This window comes from Streptosporangium sp. NPDC051022 (genome assembly GCF_040683035.1).
Classification (GTDB): domain Bacteria; phylum Actinomycetota; class Actinomycetes; order Streptosporangiales; family Streptosporangiaceae; genus Streptosporangium.
Window position 1 is genome coordinate 1 of sequence record NZ_JBFBCF010000035.1, and the last position, 23,254, is coordinate 23,254.

A 23,254-nucleotide genomic window follows, 5' to 3' on the forward strand; every position below is an offset into this window, starting at 1 on the left:
CTGCCAGCGGAGCAAGGCGTGTGACGGCGCGCGGGGACGCCGGTGGGTTCCTCCCGTCCGGGAGGAGTGGCGGGCTCCTCCCGGACGGGAGGGGTCAGCAGGTTCCTCTCGGGCGTGCCCGGGTGGCCAGGTCGACCTGGGCGGCGGTGCCGTCCACCCAGATCACCCGGGTGCCCTCGACGGCCGCGAACTGGGCCTGCTCGCCGCGGTTGCACGTGACCCGCACCGGGGCGCCGCCCTTGATCGGAATCTGGATGATCTTGGGCAGGGTCGCGTTGGAGATCACCGTCAGGTCGGGGTAGACGCTGTAGGTGATGGCCGCGTCCGTGGCGTCGGCGTTCAGGAGCTGGAAGCCGGAGGCGTCGTCGGGGGTCAGCGCCGTCGGCTCGCTGCCGTCCGCCTTCGCCCGCATGATGCCCACCTTGCGGTCCTGCTGGGCGTCCTGCGTCCAGACGAGGTAGGAGCCGGTCAGCACGGGGGTGTAGACGAGCCCGATCACGTTGGGCGGGCTCGGCGGGGCGGGCAGGTCGGTCTCCTGGCCCGTGGCGAGGTCACGGGTGGTGATCACCATGCGGCGGGGGCCCTCCCACAGGTAGAGCTTGATGTAGGCGATCCGGCCGTTCTTGAGCGAGGGGGCCCGGCTGTACACCCCGGCCTGGGGCGTCATGTTGACCGGTGCGGCGTCGCCCTTCCTGACCCACAGGTCGTAGCCGCCGGTCGCGTTGTCCCAGATCGTGTAGGCGACCGTGTCGCCGTCGACCGCCATGTTGAGGACGTTCGCGTCGCCCTCGTACACCAGCCTGGACGGCCGCGAGCGGTCCAGCGGCCTGGTCCACACCTGGCTCTTCCAGCCGGTGGCCGTCTCGGCGTAGGTCAGCCACACCGCGTTCCTGCCGTCGGTCGACGGGGAGTAGGTGGACTGCTCGCTCGGGTCGGAGAGCCGCTCGGCCTTGCCGCCGCGCACCCGGCCCGTGTAGACGGCGGTGGGCGCCGACAGGTCGGGGGAGGAGTTGGTGATCACGTACCGGTCGCCCGCCGCGTCCGGCTGGGCGTAGTAGTCGGTGATGCCGCGCAGCAGGACGTCGTGGTCGGTGGGGATGCGGCGCTCCCATCCGGGCCTGATGCCGTGGGCGTCGAAGGCGCGGGTGATCGTCAGCAGGTCCCTCGGGGCGACCCGCAGCCGCAGGGCGGCCGCGATGACCGCGCGCCTGCCGTCGGTGAAGTCGTCCAGCGGGGTCATGTACTCCGACAGCGCCTTGAGCACGATCTTGTCGGCCCGCGCGCCCAGCTTCTCGCGGATGTCCCACAGGGCGCCGCTGAAGATCGTCGAGTTGAGGTGGACGCCCGCGTCGTCGATGCGGCCGGTGGAGCCCACGTAGTCGGCGGAGGCGACGCGCCCGTCGTTGAGGTCGCGGAAGGCGCACTCGCGCGGCGGGAGGTCACGGCAGATCGTCTCGCCCAGCAGCCCCGCGTCGGGGTCGGTGGGGGCGACCCCCTCGGCGTCCGTCTGGATGGCGTTGCCGAAGTAGTCGGCGATGCCCTCGTTCATCGCGCCCGGCTGGCCGAGGTAGACCAGGTTGGCGGTGTGCTCGACCACGCCGTGGGTCATCTCGTGGCCGACCACGTCGAGCGCGGAGGCCAGCGAGTAGTAGTCGGTGCCGCCTCCGCCGTACACCATCTTGGTGCCGTCCCAGAAGGCGTTGACGAAGGGCCTGCCGCGGTCGGTGACGTTGACGACCGACCTCATCGAGCCGCCCTTGCCGTCGAGCCCGTCGCGGCCGAGCCGCTTGTAGTACTCGTAGACCTGGCCGGCCCCCCAGTGCGCGTCCACCGCGCCGGTCTCGGTCGCCGTGCCGGTGAAGGTGGAGGCGTCGGAGGCGACGACGGGGGTGTCCTGCGGCAGGCTCCCCTGGTAGTCGTAGTAGTCGCGTCCCTGCGCGTCGTAGGTGACGATCTCACCCGAGGCGCCGTTCCACCGGGTGCGGTCGCGCAGCTCGTACTTGCCGTCGGCCCGCTGGTAGGCGTTCAGCGGCACCGTCTTGCCCCTGAGGGTGGTGCCCGTGGTCGTGAGCGGCCCCTCGGCCGCCGTGCGGATCAGGTTCGAGGCGAACAGCACGGTGCCGGTCGCCGCGCTGACGTAGACGTCGGCGAGCAGCGGTGGTCTCCCGCTCGCGTTCGATCCGCGGACGGTGACCCGCCAGGCGAGCATGCCCTTGCCGGCCGGGATGACGACGAGCCCGCCGGAGGTGGCGGTGAGGCCGGTTCCGTCGTCGGCCGCGCCGCCGGTGTCGAGGGCGACCCGGGAGTGCGCGACGTTCAGCGCGAGCCGTTCGGGGAACCTGGGCGTGGTCGAGACGTTCAGGTCGGTGAGGAAGCGGCCTCCCGCCCCGGTGACCCGGTGGGCGTTGCCGTCCCTGCTCATCTGCACGAGGTAGTTGGCGCCGAAAACGCGGATTCCCCGGTAGCGCTGCTCGAATCGCACGGTCTCGTCGGAGCCGTCGCGGACCACGTCGAGTGCCACCAGATCGGTGTCCACATTCTTTATTCCGTACCGTCCGTCACGGAGGTGACCTCGGGCGACGGCGACCGGGTCACCGCTCACGGGCGTCTCGGCGAGACCGCTCACCAGGGCCGGGGCGTCGGTGCCGGCGCGGGTCTCCACCTGGGCCGGAGGGGGATCGGAGGCGTGGGCGGGACTTCCCGCCACAAGAGAGAGCGCCATGGCGACAGGAGCCGCCACGGCGAGGAACGCGGGGGGTCGTAGCACGGGTTCTCCTGATATCTCGAAGATCGCCGAGATTGATCAAGTGGGCGATCATTACGATTTATCAGGAGTTTGGCAAAAAATCATGACTGTTAGTCATATTTGTGGTGTGATAGCTTAAAAGACCCCAAAGGGGAATTTTCTCTTTCTTGATTCCATGGCCTCCGTGGCCCGTCCCTCCGCGGAGCGCCGCGGGCTCCGGCGGCCGGACGGGAAAAGGGCGTTTCCGGGGTGGAAGATGTGTTCGCGCGGCTTCGGGCGTAGGCTCACTGGGCGTGGATCTCGACTTCGTCTGTGTGCACGCCGGGCGGCCGGCCGACGAGCTGACCCGGCGTGATGTGGCCCGCGCGTTGCTCGCGGTGCCGTCAGGGGTGGCGCTGGTGGCCGTGCCCGATCTGCGGCGGGCTCTGGTCGCGCTGGGAAACCCGTTCTCCCCGCGGTTCTGGGACTCCGTCAAGGCGACGCTCGGCGCGATCGAGTCCGGCAGCGCGACGGTGGGGGACGTGCAGCGGTGGCTGGAGTCGACCGGCACCGAGCCGCTCCTGCTCACCCGCAGCTTCTTCGTCTGGCCCGAGGAGGACGAACGGGGCCCGGTCGCCAGGGAGATGTTCCAGCGCCTGGTCTCCTACCTGGAGGAGCGGGTCGCCGCCGGGGAGGTCGACCCGGACGCGCTCGCGGTCCGGGACGAGCGGGCCAGGGAGGCCTACGAGGACCTGCAGGAGCGCTGGCTCAACGGCCCGCTGCCCGACGGGCGGGTGCCGGGGGTCGCGGTGAGCGACGAGCAGGACGAGGAGCTGTTCGCGGCCTGGGACGAGGAGGAGGCGTTCGCGCTCGGCGAGCTGCGGCGCATCCTGGCGGAGCTGCCCGCCCCCGAACGGCCCGCCGCGGACCTGCGGGCCGCGTGCGCGCGGCTCCGCGAGGTGCTGGCGGGTCCCGGCTACCCGGGCAACGTGCTGCGGGCGTGCGCGGGCTACGAGGGAGAGCCGCTGCCCGCCGACGACGAGGAGCTCTGGATGACCGTGACGGCGGGCATCGCCGGGCCGATCTCGGACCTGCCCGAGGACGACGACGCGCCGGAGCAGTTCACCGACCTGGACGGTGAGCTCAGCCACGAGGACTCGGTGCTGGCCGCGCTGTGCGCGATCCACCACGCGGACTGGCTCGCCGTGGTCGCGGCGCTGGCGAGACGGGGGCCCGGGGTGCTGGCCTCGCCCGAGCGGATCGCCCGCTTCATCGCCGAGTCCGAGGACATCGACGTCCAGATGGACGAGCCCGAGGATCTGGACGCGGCGGAGACGCTCTTCAGCTCGGTCACGCCGCTGTGGGCGTGCCTGGGGATCGTGGACAAGAGCGAGGTGCTCACCCCGCTGGGGTACTGGGGCCTGCCGAAGGCGCTGGAGCGGGCCTGGTCGTAGGCCCGGTCACGGCGGTCACGGGGCCGTCAGAGGGGCGTCCGGAGCCGTTGGAGGACTCGCCCTCAGACGGCCGTCAGAGGGCGCGGACGGGCGGATCGCGCGTGCCGTACGGCACGCGCGATCAGCCCGTCGTCGTCTTCTTGCGCTGCTCCCTCAGTTCGGCCTCCGAGGGGACCTCGATCCTGGAGATCTGCCGCCTCATCGACTTGACGAGCAGGTAGAGGGCGAGCCCGAGGGCCGCCACGACCAGGAATCCCAGGAGGCCCGGGCTGACGACGGTGTTTGGATTCACGCCCTCAAGTCTGCCATCGTCACCCCGTGGTCGTGTCGGCGGCTTGGGAGCAGCAGACGCCCGCCGCCTCATCGGCGTGCACGCCGGTGAACAGGTCGTCCTCGGGAAGCTCGGCGTCGACCAGCGAGCGGGCCAGGTGGTAGTCCTCGGTCGGCCAGATCTCCTGCTGCAGCTCGCGCGGGCAGACGAACCAGAAGCCGTCGGGGTCGACCTGGGTGGCGTGCGCCAGGAGCGCCCTGTCACGCGTCTCGAAGTGTTCGCCGCAGGGGACCCGGGTGGTCACCGGCCACTTCTCCGGGCGGTCCTCCCAGCGGGAGATCCAGTCGGAGTAGGGGGAGCCCATGCCGCGGGCGTTCATGGCCTCGTGGAGCGCCTCGAAGCGCGCCTTGGTGAAGCCCATCTGGTAGTAGAGCTTGAGCGGCTGCCAGGGCTCGCCCGCCTCCGGGTAGCGGTCGGGGTCGCCCGCCGCCTCGAAGGCCTCGACCGAGACGCGGTTGGTCATGATGTGGTCGGGGTGCGGGTAACCGCCGTCGTCGTCGTAGGTGAGGATGACGTGCGGCCTGAACTCGCGCACGGCCGCGACCAGCGGCGCCGTGGCGACCTCGAGCGGCTGCAGGGCGAAGCAGCCCTCGGGCAGGGGCTCGCTCTCGTCGTCGGGCAGGCCGGAGTCGACGAACCCCATGAAACGCTGCCGCACGCCGAGGATCTCCCTCGCGCGCTCCATCTCCAGGCGCCGGACCTCACCGATGTTCTCGAGGATGTCGGGACGGTCCATCTTGGGGTTCAGGATCGAGCCGCGTTCACCTCCGGTGAGGGTGCAGACGAGCACGTCCACGCCTTCGGCGACGTAGCGTGCCATGGTGGCGGCACCCTTGCTCGACTCGTCGTCGGGGTGCGCGTGAACTGCCATCAGCCTCAGCGGTGCACTCACTGGCTTCGGTGTCTCCTCTTGGTCGGTCGCGCTCGGATCCACGCTCACCTCGCGGACGGCTCGCCTCGCCGTGCCGTCCGTTCCGCTCGCGCCGGTGCCGCACCGCTCCCCGGATTGGGCTGGGTCACTCTAAAGAGAGGTTAGTTTCTCTTGGGCGGTCGCGAGGGCAAGGCCCCCGCGAGAGACAATTGTCTTGGATAACGCCGAGGTAGTGCAGGGAGATTCCGCCATGGCCACCAGCGAGGCCGAGATGGACCGGCAGACCGGTCCGGTGCTCGGTACCCCGGACGACTTCCCCGACCGTCCGGAGCGCAGGGGGCGTTTCGTCGTGCACGTCGTGATCGCGATCCTCTGCGCGGTGTGCGCGGGCGGCTGGGGCTACGTGATGTGGGCGTCGAAGGGCAACACCCAGGTCATCGACCAGGTCATCGCCTTTGACGCCAGTCGCGGCGATTCTCTGCAGATCACCTTCGAAGTGGTCAAGCCCTCCGATCGCGCGGCCGTGTGCCGGATCCGCGCCATGGACGTCGGGCACGCGGAGGTCGGCAGCCGCGAGGTCAATATTCCGGCTGGTGAGGGGTATGTCCGGCTTACCGAACGGCTAGAGACCAGTGCCCAGGCCACTTCGGGCGACGTCCACTACTGCTATCTCGTATAGTGAGACATTTGGGGAAGCGTTCGAGCGGTTAACTTGTTAGCCTGTCGAAATTCGAACGAGCGCTACCCACAGTACGTAGCCCCACAGAGGAAGCAAGGAGAACCCGTGGCCGACTCCCACAACGAGAGCGTCACCTGGCTAACTCAGGAGGCGTACGACCGCCTGAAGGCGGAGTTTGAGTACCTCTCGGGGCCCGGGCGCGTCGACATCGCGAAAAAGATCGAAGCCGCCCGGGAAGAGGGCGACCTGAAGGAGAACGGCGGCTACCACGCCGCCAAGGACGAGCAGGGCAAGATGGAGGCCCGCATCTTCCACCTCCGCCAGATCATCGACAACGCGAGGGTCGGCGAGGCACCTCGCACCGAGGGCGTGGTCGGTCCCGGCATGACCGTCACCGTCCGCTTCGAGGGCGACGACGAAGAGGTCGCGTTCCTGCTGGCCTCCCGCGAGGAGAGCGGCGCTCCGATCGACGTCTACTCGCCCAAGTCGCCGCTCGGCTCGGCGATCAACGGCAAGAAGATCGGGGAGAAGGCCACCTTCACCCTGCCGAACGGCCGGTCCAACACGGTCGAGATCCTCGAGGCCGTGCCGTACGTCGGCAACTGACCTCCGCCGCATCCGCTGATCCGCCGGGACCGGGTTCCGGCGGATAGCCATGTCCGGGCCGGGGACCGGTGGTCCCGCGGAGCCCCGGAAGAACCAGGGAAAGCCTGGGCCGTCCCCCGGAGTCGGTGCCCGGAAATCCGGATCCCCTGTCACCCGCTTTGCAAGCGTGTCGCGTTTGGAGCGTTTTGGTGAGTTCCCGTGCATCATGCCGCGGTGTACGGCACCCTCGTAGGGCCGGATCCGAACGGGCGGAAGGGGAGATGTCGTGCCCGACAGGCGGACGCGTGTCTCCCAGCTGATCGACGAGAGCCTCCAGGACCTCGCCTACCGTCCGCGACCCCATCACGGTCCCGGCCGTGCCCTGAGGCCGGCGGTCCCCCTTGTCGCGATCCTCGCCGTCTCGGTGCTGGCCGCGGGAGTCGTGATCGTCTCCCGGCTGCCCGACGACTCCACGCGCACGACGGCCCTGCGCAGGCCCGTCGTCGGCGAGCCGCTCCGGAGCACCCCGCAGGACGCCTCCCGGGGCAGGGTGGCGGCGGTCGAGCCGACGGCCGCGGCGCCGCCCCCGGTCGCCCCGCTGACCTCGATCCGCAAGCCGCACCTGTTCGTGGTGGCGAACAAGCCGCTGAGCCCGGCCGTCGTGGCCAAGGTGACCCGGATCGCGGGGGTGCGGGCGGTCGAGCGGGCCGACGCCGCCGCGGTCACCCTGGACGGCAAGCGGGTGCAGACGCTGGGGGTCGACCCCTCGACGTTCCGCGCCTTCACCCCCAAGCCGACCGCGCGCTCCGACCGGCTCTGGCGCAACGTCGCCGCCGGTGAGCTGGTCGTCTCCTTCGTCCTGGGCAACGACGGCGGCATGTCCCTGGGCAAGACCGTCTCGACGTCCAGGACGAGCCTGCGCGTCGGCGCCTACGCCACCATGGGCATGGGCGCCGTCGACGCCGTGGTCTCGCGGGCGACCGCGCGGACCCTGGGCATCCCCCAGGACAACGCGCTGGTCGTGAGCGCGCCGCGCGCAGACTCCGCGGGACTGCGCCGCAAGCTGCTGCGCGTCCTGCCCCCCGGCAGCCAGGTCGCCACGGTCAACCCGGTGCTGGCCACCCCGAAGCGCACCTACTGGCCGCAGAGCGCCTTCATGTCGGCCGAGCAGATCAGGATCGCCCTCACCGCGGCGGCCGGCAAGCTGGGCCGCCCCTACGTGTGGGGTGCCGAGGGACCGGACAGCTTCGACTGCTCCGGCCTGGTCCAGTGGGCCTACGCCCAGGCGGGCGTGAAGATGCCCAGGGTGACGCACCAGCAGTTCGTCTCCGGGCCGCAGATCCCGCTCTCCCAGGTCCAGCCCGGCGACCTGCTGTTCTGGCGGCACGACCCGACCAACCCCGGCTACGTCTCGCACGTGGCGATCTACTGGGGCGACGGCAAGATGCTGAACGCGCCCAGGACCGGGGACGTGGTCAAGATCGCCCCGGTCAGCACCCGCAACTTCGCCGGCGCCGTGCGGGTCAGCCCGCAGATCGCCGCCGGGGTCCGCTAGGGCCCGGGGCGGTACGGGCCCCGCCGCCCGGCGGGCGTCACGGGCGCAGGACCGTCTCCAGGAGGGCGAGGGCCTCGTCGACGGTGTCGGCCAGCCGTCCGGCACCGTCCGACTCGGCCCAGGCGAACATGGCGGGCAGGATCGCGCCGACCACGGCCCCGGCGGCCGTACGGCTCAGCGGGTCGGCCACGTCGAGTCCCGCGCGCCGGGCGACGCCCTCGGCGAGCACGTCGATCGTGCAGATCATGTTGTCCACGGCCTTGGCGCGCAGCGCGGCGTGGCGCAGCTGCAGCCTGGTGCGGGCGAGGATGCGCGTCTCCTCCTCGTGGGGGAGCTGCGCGAACGCGGCCCGTACGGCGGCGCGCAGCGCCGGAATCGGCGTCAGATCCGCGGGCTGCTCGGCCAGCATGGCCGCCAGGAGGGGGGCGTGGTCGTCATGGGCGACGACCTCCTCCTTCGAGGGGAAGTAACGGAAGAAGGTGCTCGGCGAGATCTCCGAGGCCTCCGCGATCTGCTCGACGGTCGTCTCGTCGTAGCCCCGCTCGGCGAACAGGCGCAGTGCCTGCTCCTGGATCGTCCGCCGGGTTCTGGCCTTCTTGCGTTCGCGTAGTCCTTCAGGCCGCGGAGGTGAACTCATGTGCCGATTGTCGCGTCTCCACCGCGTGCCTGAACACCGCAATCAACGCCGCGCTCCCCGTCGGAGAGGCCGTGCGGGCCCCGGGCGCCGTGTTCAGGCCGGGGGTGATGGCTTTCGGAGATGAAGCGATGTAATCTCGATTACATGGATACAGAAGAATCAATGGAAAAACTGCGAGGGTGGTTCTCCGGACGACTGCCCGAGGGGTGGTTCGAGGGCCGTCCGGAGATCGTGCTCGACCGCGAGGAGATCACGGTCGTCGGCAGGCTCGGAGCGCCCTCGCTCGCCGGCGACGCCTCCGAGGTCGAGCGGGCCGCCGCCGTCGAGGGCGGGGTGCAGCGCTTCCGGGAGGAGACCAGGGAGCGGCGCATCGAGATCGCGCGGGAGGCGGAGCACCGCTTCCGCAGAAAGGTCTCCTGGGGGGTCGCCGTCGGCGACGAGACGGTGATGTTCACCACACTGTCGGTACCCGTCATGACCCGGTTGCGCCAGTCGGAGCGGCGGGTGCTGGACACGCTCGTGGCCGCCGGGGTGGCCCGCAGCCGCAGTGACGCGCTCGCCTGGTGCGTGCGTCTGGTGGGCGCCCACACCGACACCTGGCTGACCGATTTGCGGGACGCACTCCAGCACGTGGACCGGGTGCGGGCCTCGGGCCCGGACGTCGGTTCCTGAGGCGGGCCAGGGGGAACGGCGAAAAATTGGTCTGAACCTGTTCAGCGATTGGTTTAGACCTTTGCGATTGGCCTATACCACTGGCCGGGCCACTTCCTTTAGCTTCACTTCTTTTGGGTAGGTCTCGAAGAACGTCGCGGCCTCTGCCAGCTCGTATGTCCGTCTCCATGAGTGTCACGGGGGCGCGACGACGGCAGGACACGTCTATTCACTGGTCTACGCCAATTGGATTAGGGGCGGTTTTGTCGTCAATGATGACTTGGCCCTGAGAAGTGTAAGGAGCCGTAGCAGTGTCCGTTGTCGAGGACGTAACCGCCGTAAGTCCCACCAGCCACAGAGAACTGGCCGCCTGGGTCAGGGAGATCGCCGAGCTCACTCAGCCCGACCGGATCGAATGGTGCGACGGCTCGGAGTTCGAGTGGACGCGCCTGACGAACCTGCTGGTCGAGCAGGGAACCTTCAAGCGCCTGGCCAAACGGCAGAACAGCTTTTACGCGGCCTCCGACCCGACCGACGTCGCTCGTGTCGAGGACCGGACCTACATCTGCTCGGAGCGTGAGGAGGACGCCGGGCCGACCAACAACTGGATCGCCCCCGCCGAGATGCGCCGGACCTTCGCCGGTCTCTTCAAGGGCTGCATGCGCGGCCGCACGATGTACGTCGTCCCGTTCTGCATGGGACCGCTGGGCGGTGACATCTCCCAGCTCGGCGTGGAGATCACCGACTCGCCGTACGTCGTCGTCTCGATGCGGATCATGACGCGGATGGGCGAGCGGGCGCTGCGGCTCATCGAGGAGCGCGGCTCCTACGTCAAGGCCGTCCACTCGGTCGGCGCCCCGCTGGAGCCGGGCCAGGCCGACGTGCCGTGGCCGTGCAACTCCACCAAGTACATCAGCCACTTCCCCGAGACCCGCGAGATCTGGTCGTACGGCTCCGGCTACGGCGGCAACGCGCTGCTCGGCAAGAAGTGCTACGCGCTGCGCATCGCCAGCACGATGGCGCGCGACGAGGGCTGGCTGGCCGAGCACATGCTCATCCTCAAGCTCACCCCGCCGTCCGGGCAGACCCGCTACATCGCGGCCGCCTTCCCCAGCGCGTGTGGCAAGACCAACCTGGCCATGCTCCAGCCGACCATCCCCGGCTGGAAGGTCGAGACGGTCGGCGACGACATCGCCTGGATGCGCTTCGGCGACGACGGCCGCCTGTACGCCATCAACCCCGAGGCGGGTTTCTTCGGCGTGGCGCCCGGCACCGGCGAGTCGACCAACGCCAACGCGATCAAGACGCTCTGGGGCAACAGCATCTTCACCAACGTCGCCCTCACCGACGACGGCGACGTGTGGTGGGAGGGGCTCACCGACGAGCCCCCGGCGCACCTGACCGACTGGAAGGGCCGGGACTGGACGCCCGGCGGCGACGAGCCCGCCGCCCACCCCAACGCCCGCTTCACGGTGCCCGCCGCGCAGTGCCCGACGATCGCCCCCGAGTGGCAGGACCCCAAGGGCGTGCCGATCTCGGCGATCCTCTTCGGCGGCCGTCGCGCCACCGCCGTGCCCCTGGTGACCGAGTCGCTGAGCTGGAACCACGGCGTCTTCACCGGGGCCAACATCGCCTCGGAGAAGACCGCGGCCGCCGAGGGCAAGGTCGGCGAGCTGCGCCGCGACCCGTTCGCGATGCTGCCGTTCTGCGGCTACAACATGGGCGACTACTTCGCCCACTGGGTCAGCCTCGGTGAGCGCGAGGACGTCAAGCTGCCGCGCGTCTACTACGTGAACTGGTTCCGCAAGAACGAGGACGGCAAGTTCATCTGGCCGGGCTTCGGGGAGAACAGCCGCGTCCTGAAGTGGATCGTCGACCGGCTCAACGGGGAGGCGGAGGCCGTACGGACGCCCATCGGCCTGCTGCCGGCCGAGCTGGACACCGAGGGCCTCGACATCTCCGCCGAGGACCTGCGGACCCTGCTCAGCGTCGACGAGGAGGTCTGGCGGGACGAGGCGTCGCTGATCCCGGCCTTCTTCGAGACCTTCGGCGACCACATGCCCAAGGAACTCTGGGACGAGTACCGCGCCCTGGTCGACCGCCTCGGTTAGACCCCGGCGGCCCCTTCCTCCGTGCCGTCCGGGACCTCCGGCGGCGCCGGAGGAAGGGGTGCCGTACGGCGGGCGGTGACGTCCGCCGTACGCGGTTCCCGGGTGTACGCCCGCGACCGGCCGTACAACAGGCCCGGCCACCGCAACTTCCACGCGCCTTCGTACGTCTACATGACAGTGAGGCGCACGCCTCGCGATTTCTCCCGGAGGCGGACATGGGAGTCATACTGGTCGCTGCGGCCGTCACCCTCGTCGTGGTCGTCTGCGTCACGGCGGCGATGCTGGGCGCCGAGCACCGCAGGGTGCGCTCGGCCGCCACGGGCCGCGCCAACGTCGCGCTCGGCCCCTACGATCTCGCCTACCTGTCCGGCGGCCCGCTCCGCGTGATCAACACCGCGCTGGCCCTGCTGGCCAGGGCGGGATCGGTGCGTGTGGCCCGGGGCGGCCAGGTCAGCCTCGTGGCGGGCGCGCGACCGCCGTCCGAACCGGTCGAGCAGGCCGTGCTCGACACCCTGCACAGCCGGGGCGGCTCCTGCCCGGCGGCGGAGCTGCGCCGTACGGTGGCGGACGGCCTGGTCATGGAGGGCCTGCGCTACCGCCTGCTGGGAATGGGGCTGCTGGTCCCCGAGAGCTCGCTCGACGAGGCGCGGAGGCTGCTCAACCGGCTGAAGGCCTTTATGGTGATCGCGGTCGTGTTCGAGGTCTTCCTCGTCTTCACCCGCGACGGCTGGCGGCCCTTCGACGTGCTGGCCGCGCTGGCCGGCTTCCTGGCGTTCATGATCGGCGTTTTCTGCTACGCCGGGATGAAACGGGCGCTGCGCGGGGTCGTCAGCGGAGCCGGGCACGAGGCGCTCGCCGCCGCGCGCGGGGTGCACGTGCGCGGCGCCCGCTCCATGGCCCCGGACCTGGCCTTCGCGGTCGCGTTCCCGGTCGCCCTGTACGGCCTGAGCGAGCTGGACGACCCGATCCTGGCGGAGGAGCTGAGCCGGGCCCGCGCGCAGCACGGGGGAGACGGTTCCGGCTGCGCCGGGGGCAGCTGCGGCGGCGGCTCCTCGGACTCCTCGGGCTCCCCGGGCTCCTCGGACGGCTCCTCCTACGGCGGGGGCGGTGACCTCGGCTCCGGAGGCTGGGGCGACTCCGGCGGGTCGAGCTGTGGCGGGGGATCGAGCTGCGGTGGCGGTGGCGGTGGCTGCGGGGGCGGCGGGTGCGGTGGCTGAGCTCCTTTCCGGCTCCGCCCCTCCCGGTTTCGAGGCTCCCGCCGGCTCCGGGGCTCCTTCCGGTGCCGAGGCTCCCGTCGGTCCGGGGATTTCCCGGGACGCCCGGTCCGGGGGAGGCCGCGGCCCGCGTGTGGGGGCGCTGGGGGTCGGCATCGGCTGGCGGCCGGAGATCGACCTGACCGTGGAGCGCCTGCCCGGGATCGGATTCGTCGAGGTCATCGCCGAGAACATCCGGCCCGGCGGGCTCCCCGAGTCGCTGCGGGTGCTTCGCGGCCGCGGGGTGCCGGTGATCCCGCACGGTGTGGGGCTGGGGATCGGCGGCGCCGAGCCGCCGGATCCGGCCAGGCTGGCGCATCTGGGGGCGTGCGCGCGGGCGCTGGAGGCGCCCCTGGTCAGCGAGCACCTGGCCTTCGTGCGGGCGGGCGGCATGGAGGCGGGCCACCTGCTGCCGGTGCCGCGCACCAGGGCCGCCCTGTCGGTCGTGGTGGAGAACGTGCGGCGGGCCCAGGACGCGCTCGCCGTACCGCTGGCGCTGGAGAACGTGGCCGCGCTGTTCGGCTGGCCCGAGGACGAGATGACCGACGCGCAGTTTCTCGGCGAGCTGGTCGAGGCGACCGGCGTCAAGCTCCTGATCGACGTGGCCAACCTCTATACCAACCAGGTCAATCTCGGTTTGGAGGCCGTCGCCGCACTGGACGGCCTGCCGCTGTCCGAGCTGGCCTACGTGCACGTCGCGGGCGGCCACTCCCACCACGGCCTCTGGCACGACACCCACACCGCCCGCGTCCCCGGTGAGGTCCTGGACATCCTGTCCGAGCTCTGCGCCAGGGTGGACCCGCCGGGCGTGCTGCTCGAATGGGACGGCGACTATCCCAGCGACGCGGTGTTCGAGGCGGAGCTGGGCCGTATCCGTGGCGCGATGACCCGTGCCTGACCGCTCCCCCGAACCCCCGATCGACGCGCGGGAGGCGCTGGGAAGGGCTCAGGCGGAGCTGGTGGCCGCCCTGGTCGCGGGGGGCGAGGCGCCGGAGGGGTTCGACGTGGAGCGGCTGCGGATCCAGGAGACCGCGCTGATCTCCAAGCGGCGCGGGGTGGTGGCCCGGCTCAGGCCCGACCTGGTCGTACTGCTCGGCGGCGACCTCGCGGCCGAGTTCGACGGCTACGCGCGCGGCCGTCCCAAACCGCGGGGCGGCTCCCGCGCCGACGCCGCCGACTTCGCCGCCTGGCTCGCCGCGAAGGGGCTGCCGCCACCCGGGCGGGAGCCGGAGAGCCCTGGGCGGGAGCCGGAGAAGCCTGGCCGGGAGCCGGGGAACGCGGAGCCCGTCCGGGCCCGCCGCCGGCCGTGGTTCCGGCGAGGGCTCCGGTGAGGGTTCCGGCGGTGGTGACGCCGCGCGCGGGGGAGAGCCCGCTGGCACCCCCGCCGTCGATGCCGCCCGGTGGAGCCGTGCGCGCGGGGAGGCTGTGATCGGCCGGGCGTGAGCGGTTCGCCGTGTCCCCCGAGAGGCCTGGTCCGGGTGGGGCGCCTCTCAAGCCCAGGTGCGTTTTGGCAGCCAGTGTCGGGGATACCCTCTCTGGGGTGGGGGGACTGCGTTGCCTTGACGGGTCATATCTGACCGTTACACCGGTGGCGTGCCGGGACAGTGTCGGCTCGCCGTACGAGATCACACTTCAGCTTCACCGGGACGGCGCGCTGTACGGCACGGTGGGGGAGCGGTGCGGCTGGCTCCTCACCCGGCTGGCCAGGGGGGTCGCCGAGGCGCGCGCCGGGCAGCAGGAGCAGTGGCCCGATCCCGACGACCGCTTCCCCGACGACGAGGAACTGTTCGCCTTTCGTTACCGGACGCGGAAGGGAATCGTCAGCGGGGGCGAGCTCCGATGCCAGCTGCGCACGATCCCGATCTGGGTCCCCGAGCGCCGGGGGCCCGCCGGAGAGTGGAAACTGGCCAGGAGGGCGTTCCTGGAGGCCTGGGGCGGTGGCGGGGTGGGGATGCGCGCGGTGCTCACCTCCGCGGAGCTGGGAGCCTTCGTGGACGGTCTCGTCGCCGAGGCGGAGGAGTGCCTGGGGCCGAAGTCCGGCAACTCCTCCAGAACCCCGATAGAGGGGGCGGAGAGGTCTCCGGGGCGGCGATAATTGCCTGGCAGCGCCCTTCGACGGCGGGCGTTGAGGGGAGGGCTCCAATGGGCGTGCGTGATCTCGTCTACCGTCTCTACGAACGGCGGCTGGAAGAGAAGCTGTCCCGCCAGAGAGAGACGGTTCCCCGGCATGTCGGCGTGATCGTCGACGGAAACAGGCGCTGGGCGCGCTCGATGGGGCTCGACGACGTCAGCCGGGGCCACCGCAAGGGTGCGGACAAGATCTCCGAGCTGCTCGGCTGGTGCCGGGAGGCCGGTGTCGAGGTCGTCACCGTGTGGCTGCTGTCCAGTGACAACATCAACCGTCCCAAGGACGAGCTCGACCTGCTGATGAAGATCATCGAGGACGTGGTCCAGGAGCTCGTGGCTGACGGATGGCATATCAAACCCATGGGAGCGCTTGATCTCCTGCCCGATCACACGGCCCGTGTCCTGAAAAACGCAAAAGAAGAGACATCACACCGTCCGGGTTTGATTGTGAACGTTGCCGTTGGGTATGGAGGAAGGCGTGAGATCGCTGATGCGGTGCGCTCCCTTCTCCAGGAGCACGCCAGCAAGGGCGCTAGCATCGAGGACCTCGTGGAGGTCCTCGATGTCGAGCACATCGCGGAGCATCTCTACACGCGCGGTCAGCCCGACCCGGACCTTGTCATCCGGACCTCGGGAGAGCAGCGGCTGTCCGGCTTCCTGCTCTGGCAGAGCGCCCACTCCGAGTTCTACTTCTGCGAGGCCTACTGGCCTGACTTCCGCAGAGTCGATTTCCTGCGGGCTCTCCGCTCATATGCCGCGCGGCACCGACGGTACGGATCCTAAAACAGGACATGAACACCCTCTTGCGGACAGGCTTGTCCTGTTGGAAGGCGGGTATTCAGGACGTACCGTAACAAGTAGGCGGGCGAAGCCCGTCTACTCCGGAGAGGGCCCACCTTTGCGTCACGACCTGCCAAGGAGGGCCGGTCACCGGTGCCTCCTCGGCGAGCCGAGAGCGTGGTCCCGGGTCCGGTCCGCATCCCAGCTCATGGCAGGGCGCCCCCAATGGCGCCCGGGGGAGAACGCGTGGCAAACCCTTCGTCCTCACCCACGTCGCCGGTCACCAATCGGCGTACGTACGTCCTGGACACCTCGGTCCTTCTGGCGGATCCGGCGGCGATCAGTCGCTTCGCCGAGCACGAGGTGGTCCTCCCGATCGTCGTCATCACCGAGTTGGAGGGCAAACGCCATCATCCAGAGCTCGGATACTTCGCGCGTAAGGCGCTGAGGTCCCTCGACGACCTGAGGGTGACACATGGGCGGCTGGACGAGCCCATGCCGATCGGCGAGGGCAGCATCCGGGTGGAGCTCAACCACAGCGATCCGTCGATCCTTCCCGTCGGCTTCAGGCTTGGCGACAACGACACCCGCATCCTGACCGTGGCGCGCACGCTCGCCGCCGAGGGACACGACGTGGTGCTGGTCTCCAAGGATCTGCCGATGCGGATCAAGGCCGCGTCGATCGGCCTGGCCGCGGAGGAGTACCGCGCCGAACTGGCCCCCGTCGAGTCGGGCTGGACGGGTATGGCCGAGCTCCAGGTGACCACCGAGGACGTCGAGACGCTCTTCGAGCACGGCACCGTCGAGCTTCCCGAGGCCCGTGACCTGCCGACCCACACCGGTCTGCGGCTGCTGTCCAGCCGGGGCTCGGCGCTGGGCCGGGTGCTGCCGGACAAGTCGGTGCGCCTGGTGCGCGGCGACCGGGAGATCTTCGGCCTGCATGGACGCTCGGCCGAGCAGCGCATCGCGCTCGACCTGCTGATGGACCCCGAGGTCGGCATCGTCTCGATGGGCGGCAGGGCGGGCACCGGCAAGTCCGCGCTGGCCCTCTGCGCGGGCCTTGAGGCGGTCCTGGAGCGCCGCCAGCACCGCAAGGTCATCGTCTTCCGCCCGCTGTACGCCGTCGGCGGCCAGGACTTGGGCTACCTGCCCGGCTCGGAGAACGAGAAGATGGGCCCGTGGGCCCAGGCCGTCTACGACACCCTGGGCGCGATCACCACGCCCGAGGTGATCGAGGAGGTCATCGACCGGGGCATGCTCGAGGTGCTCCCGCTCACCCACATCCGCGGACGCTCCCTGCACGACGCCTTCGTGATCGTGGACGAGGCGCAGTCGCTGGAGCGCGGGGTGCTGCTCACCGTGCTGAGCCGGATCGGCGCCAACTCCAGGGTCGTGCTCACCCACGACATCGCCCAGCGCGACAACCTGCGGGTCGGCAGGCACGACGGCGTGGTCGCGGTGGTGGAGAAGCTCAAGGGCCATCCGCTGTTCGCCCATGTCACGCTGACCCGCTCCGAGCGCTCGCCGATCGCCGCGCTGGTCACCGAGATGCTGGAGGACGTCACGCTGTAGCCGCGAGGCCGAGTGTGATCACGGGGGGAGCCGCACTCCTTTGGCCGCGAGGTCGCGGTACTCGAAGCAGGTGTGCTCCCCCCACGTCTCCGGCTTTCCGGGGAACAGCCGGGTCACCTCGACGCTCCAGATGCTCTCCTGCTTGTTCTGCCGGATGGTGCAGGTGATCTGGGCGAGTCCCTTCCTGGACATCTCGCCCCCGCCCGTGACGATCACGCTCAGCCGGTAGCCGAGGTTGCCCGAGGGGTCGTTGCGCTGGTTGTCGTCGTGGTACCTGGTGGTCTCGGTGCCGTGGTGGCTGAAGTCGTTGAGCGCGCTGGTCAGGCCCTCCCTCGGCAGCTTGCCCTCCCTGAACAGGGTGTCGATGATGTTCTTCGCGGAGTCGGAGCTCACCGGGATCTTCTTGGGCACCAGGCGGCCGTCGCGGAGCAGGTAGATCGTCACCCACGTGGGGCTGTAGCTGATCACCGGGGGGCGGGCCAGATCCCGCACCTCGGTCGGGTCGATCCCGCACGCGCCGGCCGTCAGGACGATCGCGAGCAGGCACGCGAACCGTCTCGTGGCCCGTGCCGCGCTCCGCCGCGCCGTACCCCGTCCCGTGCTTCGCCGTCCCGCGCTCCGTCCGGCGTTCTGTCCCGTGTTCCGGGCGGCGTCCCGTCCCGTACCGCCCCGTCCTGTGCCCTGAGCCATGTTCCCGTCCGTGTTCCGAGCCGTGCCGCGCCCCGTGTGCCGTCTCATGCCGGGGGCAGCCAGACCGTGAAGAGCGTCCCGGGATCCTGCGTGCGCACCGAGATCGTGCCGCCGTGCAGGTGGGCGTTGGCCCGCGCGATGGACAGGCCGAGACCGCTGCCGTCCCCCCTGGCCCCGGCCTTGTAGAAGCGGTTGAACACATGGGGCAGATCAGACGGCGGAATGCCCTTGCCGTGGTCGCGCACCTTCACCTCCAGCCCGTTGGGCGTGCTGCGGGCCGTCACCACGACGGGGGGCTCGCCGTGGCGCAGGGCGTTGCCCACCAGGTTCGCCAGGATCACGTCGAAGCGCCGGGGGTCGAGGCAGAAGGCGAGTCCCTGCGGCACGTTCACCCGCACCCGGTCCAGCCAGCCCCGCACCTCCAGGCAGTCGCAGATCGCGTCGGCGACGTTCACGGTGTCCAGGTGCAGCGTAGCCGTACCCGAGTCGAACCGGCTCGCCTCGATGAGCTGCTCGACCAGGGTCCGCAACCGTCCGATCTCCCGCAGCACCAGCCGTACGGCCGCCGCCGGCTCCTCGGGCAGCCGGTCGGCCTCCTCGGAGAGCATGTCGGTCACCGCGGTCATCGCGGTCAGCGGGGTCCTCAGCTCGTGGGACACGTCGGCCACGAAACGCCGGGACATCGCCTCCAGCGCGCGCAGCTCGGACACGCTCCGCTCCAGGGCGGCGGCCGTGTCGTTGAACGTCGCGGTCAGCTCGGCCAGCTCGTCCTGGCCGTGCACGGGCAGACGGGTGTCCAGGTGACCGGCGCCGAGCGCGCGGGCCGCCGAGCCGAGCCTCCTGACCGGGAGCAGCACACTCCTGGCCGACAGCAGCGCCACCGTGAGCGCGATGAACAGCATCGCGACCCCCGCCGCCGCCAGCGGCTGGCGCAGGTCGTTCAGGAGCTGCTCCTCGTCGGACAGGGGGGTGAACACGAAGACGGTCATGCCGGTCGGCTGGGCCGTGTGGATCGGCTCGATCCGCCACACCGGGGTGCCGATGATCAGCCACATCCGCCCGTTGATCCGCTGGCGTTTGATCGCCATCCGGTGGTCGGCCCCGGCGACGAGGTCGGCGGGGACGTCGCCCATGCCGAAGTTGCCGTCGGGGTAGGTGTAGTCCGCGTAGGGGGCGACGCGGTCCTTGTAGCGGACGACCACCATCCCGTTCGGCCTGCGCAGGCTCTTCTGCAGCCCGCCGATCTCGGTGTCGGTCGGTGGCCTCTCTCCCAGCCAGACCGCGTCGATGGGCACCTTGATGCCCTCCAGGGTGTCGCGCACGTCGTTCACGGCCACCTGCTCGGCCCGTGAGATCACGCGGGTTTTGACGAGCTCGTAGCCGATGCCCGCGACCAGCGCGGAGGCCGAGACCGCGATCAGGGTGATGGTGATGACCAGGCGTCCGCGCAGGCCGGTGTAGATCCGTCTCACGGCGGGTTGAACCGGTAGCCGAAGCCGCGCACCGTGTGGATGAACTCGGGCTCGGCGGGCACCGCCTCGATCTTGGCGCGGACCCGCTGGACGCAGGCGTCGACCAGCCGGGAGTCTGCGACGTGGGTGTGGTCCCACACGGCCCGCAGCAGGTATCTGCGGTTGAGGACCTGGCCGGGGTGGCGGACCAGTTCGAGCAGCAGCCGCAGCTCGGTCGGGGTCAGGTGGACCTCCCGGCCGGCCAGCGAGACCTTGAGCGCCCCCCGGTCGACGACCAGGTCGCCGAAGGTGATGCGGTCGGAGGCCACCGACTCGACCCGGCGCAGGACCGCGCGGATCCTGGCGTCCAGCACGCGGGGCTCGACCGGCTTGATCACGTAGTCGTCGGCCCCGGCCTCCAGCCCCACGACCACGTCGAGGTCGTCACCCCTGGCCGTCAGGAGGATCACCGGGAGCTGGTCCAGCTTCCTGATGCGGCGGCACACCTCGACCCCGTCGATTCCGGGCAGCATGACGTCCAGGACGACGATCTCCGGGCGCCGTGACCGGATGTGGTCGAGCGCCTCCTCACCGCTGCCGTAGGAGGTCACGGTGTGCCCCTGACGACTCAATGCCAGCTCAAGCCCGGTGCGGACCGAGGGGTCGTCTTCGACGAGAAGGATGCCAGCCACGCGGTCATTATTGTTGCAATGCCCGATAGCGCCCGCCACGTCACGAAACTGTGACGTGGGCTGCGCGAGATCAGGACGCTGTTCTGCGAGGCTGGCACGGACTCCTCCTCCGGCACAGGGGCACGGCGGAACGGGTCGCATCGAAAAAATGTGATTAAAGTCACATCCACCCGCCAAAGCTCAGGAAAGACCATGTAACCAGGCAGTAGGTCGCGAAAAGACCGACGGACGCCCCGCCGACCGCCGACGAAGTCTCTCGTTCAGGTTGCGGACCACCCCCCTGTCCACGGCAAGCTCATAGGTCGTGAGTTCAGGATCGCCAGACTTGAAGGAGCGTTCGGCTCCCCGCCCCCGTCGTACGGCCCGGCAGCCCGAGGCGGCCAAGGCGAAGAGATGGCTGACCCCCAAGCGCGCCATCATCCTCGGCACGACAGCCGTCATCGTCGTGGGCGGCGGAGGCTTCACCGTCCACACCGCGATCCAGAACGCCTCCGCGCCGCCATCGTCGTCCGCGCTCTCCCTGAACGACATGGCGAACATGTTCGGCGGCGGAGACCCGTTCGGGCAGGACCCCAAGGACGACATCCTGAAGGCCCAGGCGGCCCAGGCCATCAAGGCCGACCGGCTGGAGGCCGCGCGCGAGGACCGCGACCCGCTCGACCCCATCGAGATCCCCAAGGAGGCGCCGGGCGGCGGCGGCTTCGACCCCAAGCAGCTCCCGCCGGGGACCTCCAACCCGACGGGCAACAAGGCCGTCGGCAAGCAGATGCTGGAGGCCCGTGGCTGGGGCGACCAGTGGGGCTGCCTGGAGAAGCTCTGGACGAAGGAGAGCGGCTGGAACGAGCGGGCGATGAACCGCTACAGCGGCGCCTACGGCATCCCGCAGTCGCTCCCCGGGCACAAGATGGCCAGCGCGGGCGCCGACTGGCAGACCAGCGCGGCCACCCAGATCGAATGGGGCCTCGGATACATCAAGGGGCGTTACGGCACGCCTTGTGGTGCTTGGAGCCATTCCCAGGCCACGGGCTGGTACTGAGACTCCAAGAGTCGGCAAGTCCCGCCGCCTCCGGGGCGGGAACATCGCACGCTTGGCCGTATGGATGTGAAGGTCAGTGTCGTGGTACCGGTTCACAACCCCGGTGACACGGCCGACGCGTGTATCCGTTCGGTGCTGGAGCAGTCGATGGCCCCGGAGGAATACGAGGTCATCTTCGCCGACGACGGATCGGACGACGGGATCCAGCTGCGTCTCGACGCCGTCGCCGCCCTCCGGTCCAACGTGCGTGTCCTCCACATCGGGCGGACCGGCTCGCCGATGCGCGGCCGCAACGTCGCGATGGCGGTCGCCAGGGGCGAGTACGTGTACCTGCTCGACCAGACCGACCGCCTGGAGCGGGCCGCCCTGGAGCGGATGTACGCGCGCGCCGTCGAGACCGACGCCGACATCCTCATCGGGCGGCTGGTCGACGGCCAGTCGCCGCCCTCCAAGGTCTTCGACCGCAACCGGGACCGCGCCGGCCTCCTCCGGGACCGGCTGCTCACCCTGCCGACCCCGCACAAGCTCTACCGCAGGGCGTTCCTGGACGCCGAGGCGCTGGCCTTCACCGACCCCGGCGGAATCCTGGCCGAGCAGACCTTCGTGACGCGCGCCTACCTGAGGGCCAAGGGCATCGCCGTCCTCGCCGACCACGTCTGCTGTCACCTCGGGGAGCGCTCGGAGCCGCCGGGCGACCCCTACGTCCACGGCGCCGAGTTACGCGAGCTCCTCGACGTCGTCGACTACGAGGTGCCTCCCGGGCTCCTGCGCGACCGGATCTACGCGCACTGGTTCCGCGCCGCCGTACTGCGGCGCTTCGCGGGAAGAGCGTTCGTGCTGTCCTCCAGGGACAGGGCGGCCACCTTCACGACCCTGCGCGAGCTGGTCGTCCAGCGCTTCCCCCCGCACCTCGACCGCTACCTGCCCGTCCACCTGCGCGTGCGCGCGGCGCTGCTGCGCGCGGGCAGGCTCGACCAGCTCATCGTGCTCGCACAGGTCATGCGCGGCACCCGCCTGCGGGCCGAGCTCAACGAGGTCCTCTGGGAGGACGGCGCGTTCACCATGGGGCTCAGCGTGGAGATCGTCCGCGCGGGGGGCGATCCGGTGCGCTTCGTCCCCTACGGCGAGGACGGCCTGATCTGGGAGCCTCCGATCCCCCTCGACGGGCTCGCCCTCCCGCCGGAGCAGGCCGACGTCACCCACGCCGCCTCCCGGGCCAGGTTCGAGGTCTACATCAGGCACGAGGAGACCGGGCACATCTACTTCCTGCCGGTGACCTGCTCGATGACGCGCAGCCGGCACCGCAACGGGATCAGGCTCCAGGTCACCGGCCGGGCCAGGCTCGACGCGGCGACCGCCGCGCTCGGCCGCCCGCTGCCCTCGGGCCTGTGGGAGATCCACGTGCGCATGTACGGCGGAGCCCACCAGGCCCGCGCCCGGGTCACCGGGACCCCGCTGAACTGCACGGGAACGCTGGCCAACCACTCCGGCCGCCTGGTCATCCCCTGGTGGTCCGACCAGGGGGAGCTGGGCGTCTGCGTCGAACCCCGTTCGTTCGCCGAGTCGATCGTGCTGGTCTCCCCGGGGGCGACGGTCACCCCGCAGCGCGACCACGTCTTCGTCGTCGTGCCGGTGCCGTACGTGCCGCCGAGCGGCGGGCCGACCGCCGAGCTGGTGCTGCGCAGGGCGGCGCGCGGGGAGCACGAGATCTGCGCGCCCGCGCTGGTCGAGCCGGGCGTGCCGGGGCAGCTCGCGGGGCGGCTGGTGGCCAAGGTCCCGACCCGGAGGATCTACCGCGAGGGCTTCCTCGCGCCGGGCGACTGGCGGCCGTTCTTGCGGGTCGAGGACCGGGAGGTCGGGCTCCGCTTCAAGATCGGAATGAGCTTCGGCGGGCGGGTCGAGGTCCACGCCTCCGCCGCCGCCAGACGGTCCGTGCTCCGTTACCCGCTGCTCAAACGCGTCGCGTTGCGGATCCCGGGGATCCGCAGGGCGGTCCGGGTCGCCAGGAGCGCGCAGCGGCGTTATCTGCCGGACTGAGGCCCGCGGGCGGATCG

21 protein-coding genes are annotated in these 23,254 nt (G+C 70.5%); 14 read left to right on the forward strand and 7 right to left on the reverse strand.

From position 1 onward, the window contains the following. Nucleotides 1–94: 94 nt before the first annotated feature. Nucleotides 95–2,767: a M4 family metallopeptidase gene (locus AB0N02_RS38490; protein WP_363957405.1), complete on the reverse strand. Its 2,673-nt coding sequence runs from the start codon at nt 2,765–2,767 to the stop codon at nt 95–97. Between the two features lie 272 nt (nt 2,768–3,039). On the opposite strand from AB0N02_RS38490, the gene AB0N02_RS38495 reads away from it, so the two are divergent. Next, nucleotides 3,040–4,179, forward strand: coding sequence for a hypothetical protein (locus AB0N02_RS38495; protein ID WP_363957408.1), 1,140 nt, complete (start codon nt 3,040–3,042; stop codon nt 4,177–4,179). A 121-nt stretch (nt 4,180–4,300) separates the two neighbouring features. Here the strand turns inward: AB0N02_RS38495 and AB0N02_RS38500 are convergent, their stop codons facing one another. Both AB0N02_RS38500 and mca read right to left on the reverse strand, forming a co-directional pair. Continuing rightward, entirely contained in the window at nt 4,301–4,471 is a 171-nt protein-coding gene (locus AB0N02_RS38500) for a hypothetical protein (protein WP_363957411.1), read from the reverse strand. Nucleotides 4,472–4,490: 19 nt separating this feature from the next. Continuing rightward, nucleotides 4,491–5,402, reverse strand: a complete 912-nt coding sequence (gene mca / locus AB0N02_RS38505; RefSeq protein ID WP_363957414.1) for a mycothiol conjugate amidase Mca — start codon at nt 5,400–5,402, stop codon at nt 4,491–4,493. Between the two features lie 229 nt (nt 5,403–5,631). Between mca and AB0N02_RS38510 the strand changes: the two genes are divergently transcribed. The 3 genes from AB0N02_RS38510 (at nt 5,632) to AB0N02_RS38520 (ending at nt 8,200) form a co-directional block, all read left to right on the forward strand. After that, nucleotides 5,632–6,060, forward strand: coding sequence for a DUF4307 domain-containing protein (locus tag AB0N02_RS38510; RefSeq protein ID WP_363957417.1), 429 nt, complete (start codon nt 5,632–5,634; stop codon nt 6,058–6,060). A gap of 105 nt (nt 6,061–6,165) precedes the next feature. Continuing rightward, a complete protein-coding gene (greA, locus tag AB0N02_RS38515; protein ID WP_363957419.1) occupies nt 6,166–6,666 on the forward strand; it encodes a transcription elongation factor GreA in 501 nt (166 codons plus the stop codon). A gap of 265 nt (nt 6,667–6,931) precedes the next feature. Further along, entirely contained in the window at nt 6,932–8,200 is a 1,269-nt protein-coding gene (locus tag AB0N02_RS38520) for a C40 family peptidase (RefSeq protein WP_363957422.1), read from the forward strand. A gap of 37 nt (nt 8,201–8,237) precedes the next feature. Here the strand turns inward: AB0N02_RS38520 and AB0N02_RS38525 are convergent, their stop codons facing one another. After that, on the reverse strand, nt 8,238–8,837 hold the full coding sequence (locus AB0N02_RS38525; RefSeq protein WP_363957425.1) for a TetR family transcriptional regulator: 600 nt from the start codon (nt 8,835–8,837) through the stop codon (nt 8,238–8,240). A gap of 162 nt (nt 8,838–8,999) precedes the next feature. Between AB0N02_RS38525 and AB0N02_RS38530 the strand changes: the two genes are divergently transcribed. From AB0N02_RS38530 to AB0N02_RS38565, 8 genes are all read left to right on the forward strand, one after another. Continuing rightward, complete coding sequence (locus AB0N02_RS38530; protein ID WP_363957428.1) at nt 9,000–9,509, forward strand: hypothetical protein; 510 nt, start codon at nt 9,000–9,002, stop codon at nt 9,507–9,509. A gap of 290 nt (nt 9,510–9,799) precedes the next feature. Then, entirely contained in the window at nt 9,800–11,599 is a 1,800-nt protein-coding gene (locus AB0N02_RS38535) for a phosphoenolpyruvate carboxykinase (GTP) (protein WP_363957431.1), read from the forward strand. Nucleotides 11,600–11,814: 215 nt separating this feature from the next. Further along, a complete protein-coding gene (locus AB0N02_RS38540; RefSeq protein ID WP_363957434.1) occupies nt 11,815–12,816 on the forward strand; it encodes a TIGR04222 domain-containing membrane protein in 1,002 nt (333 codons plus the stop codon). Between the two features lie 130 nt (nt 12,817–12,946). Next, nucleotides 12,947–13,750, forward strand: a complete 804-nt coding sequence (locus tag AB0N02_RS38545) for a DUF692 domain-containing protein (protein WP_363957437.1) — start codon at nt 12,947–12,949, stop codon at nt 13,748–13,750. Further along, nucleotides 13,743–14,183: a hypothetical protein gene (locus AB0N02_RS38550; RefSeq protein ID WP_363957440.1), complete on the forward strand. Its 441-nt coding sequence runs from the start codon at nt 13,743–13,745 to the stop codon at nt 14,181–14,183. Before AB0N02_RS38545 ends, AB0N02_RS38550 begins: the two co-directional genes overlap by 8 nt. Nucleotides 14,184–14,440: 257 nt before the next feature. Continuing rightward, on the forward strand, nt 14,441–14,947 hold the full coding sequence (locus AB0N02_RS38555; protein WP_363957443.1) for a hypothetical protein: 507 nt from the start codon (nt 14,441–14,443) through the stop codon (nt 14,945–14,947). 47 nt (nt 14,948–14,994) lie between these two features. After that, complete coding sequence (locus AB0N02_RS38560) at nt 14,995–15,762, forward strand: isoprenyl transferase (protein WP_363957446.1); 768 nt, start codon at nt 14,995–14,997, stop codon at nt 15,760–15,762. A gap of 222 nt (nt 15,763–15,984) precedes the next feature. Beyond that, a complete protein-coding gene (locus tag AB0N02_RS38565; protein ID WP_363957449.1) occupies nt 15,985–17,331 on the forward strand; it encodes a PhoH family protein in 1,347 nt (448 codons plus the stop codon). Nucleotides 17,332–17,349: 18 nt separating this feature from the next. On the opposite strand, the gene AB0N02_RS38570 is transcribed toward AB0N02_RS38565, so the two are convergent. The 3 genes from AB0N02_RS38570 to AB0N02_RS38580 are packed head-to-tail and all read right to left on the reverse strand — an operon-like array spanning nt 17,350 to nt 20,164. Beyond that, nucleotides 17,350–18,021, reverse strand: a complete 672-nt coding sequence (locus tag AB0N02_RS38570) for a hypothetical protein (RefSeq protein WP_363957452.1) — start codon at nt 18,019–18,021, stop codon at nt 17,350–17,352. Nucleotides 18,022–18,065: 44 nt separating this feature from the next. Beyond that, nucleotides 18,066–19,493: a HAMP domain-containing sensor histidine kinase gene (locus tag AB0N02_RS38575; RefSeq protein ID WP_363957455.1), complete on the reverse strand. Its 1,428-nt coding sequence runs from the start codon at nt 19,491–19,493 to the stop codon at nt 18,066–18,068. After that, nucleotides 19,490–20,164 (reverse strand): response regulator transcription factor, encoded by a 675-nt coding sequence (locus AB0N02_RS38580; RefSeq protein WP_363957458.1) that lies wholly within the window; start codon nt 20,162–20,164, stop codon nt 19,490–19,492. Before AB0N02_RS38580 ends, AB0N02_RS38575 begins: the two co-directional genes overlap by 4 nt. A 325-nt stretch (nt 20,165–20,489) precedes the next feature. Here AB0N02_RS38580 and AB0N02_RS38585 point away from each other — a divergent pair, with 325 nt between their 5' ends. Continuing rightward, nucleotides 20,490–21,200, forward strand: a complete 711-nt coding sequence (locus tag AB0N02_RS38585) for a lytic transglycosylase domain-containing protein (RefSeq protein ID WP_363957461.1) — start codon at nt 20,490–20,492, stop codon at nt 21,198–21,200. A gap of 60 nt (nt 21,201–21,260) precedes the next feature. After that, nucleotides 21,261–23,237 (forward strand): glycosyltransferase family 2 protein, encoded by a 1,977-nt coding sequence (locus AB0N02_RS38590; RefSeq protein ID WP_363957464.1) that lies wholly within the window; start codon nt 21,261–21,263, stop codon nt 23,235–23,237. Nucleotides 23,238–23,254 lie beyond the last annotated feature (17 nt).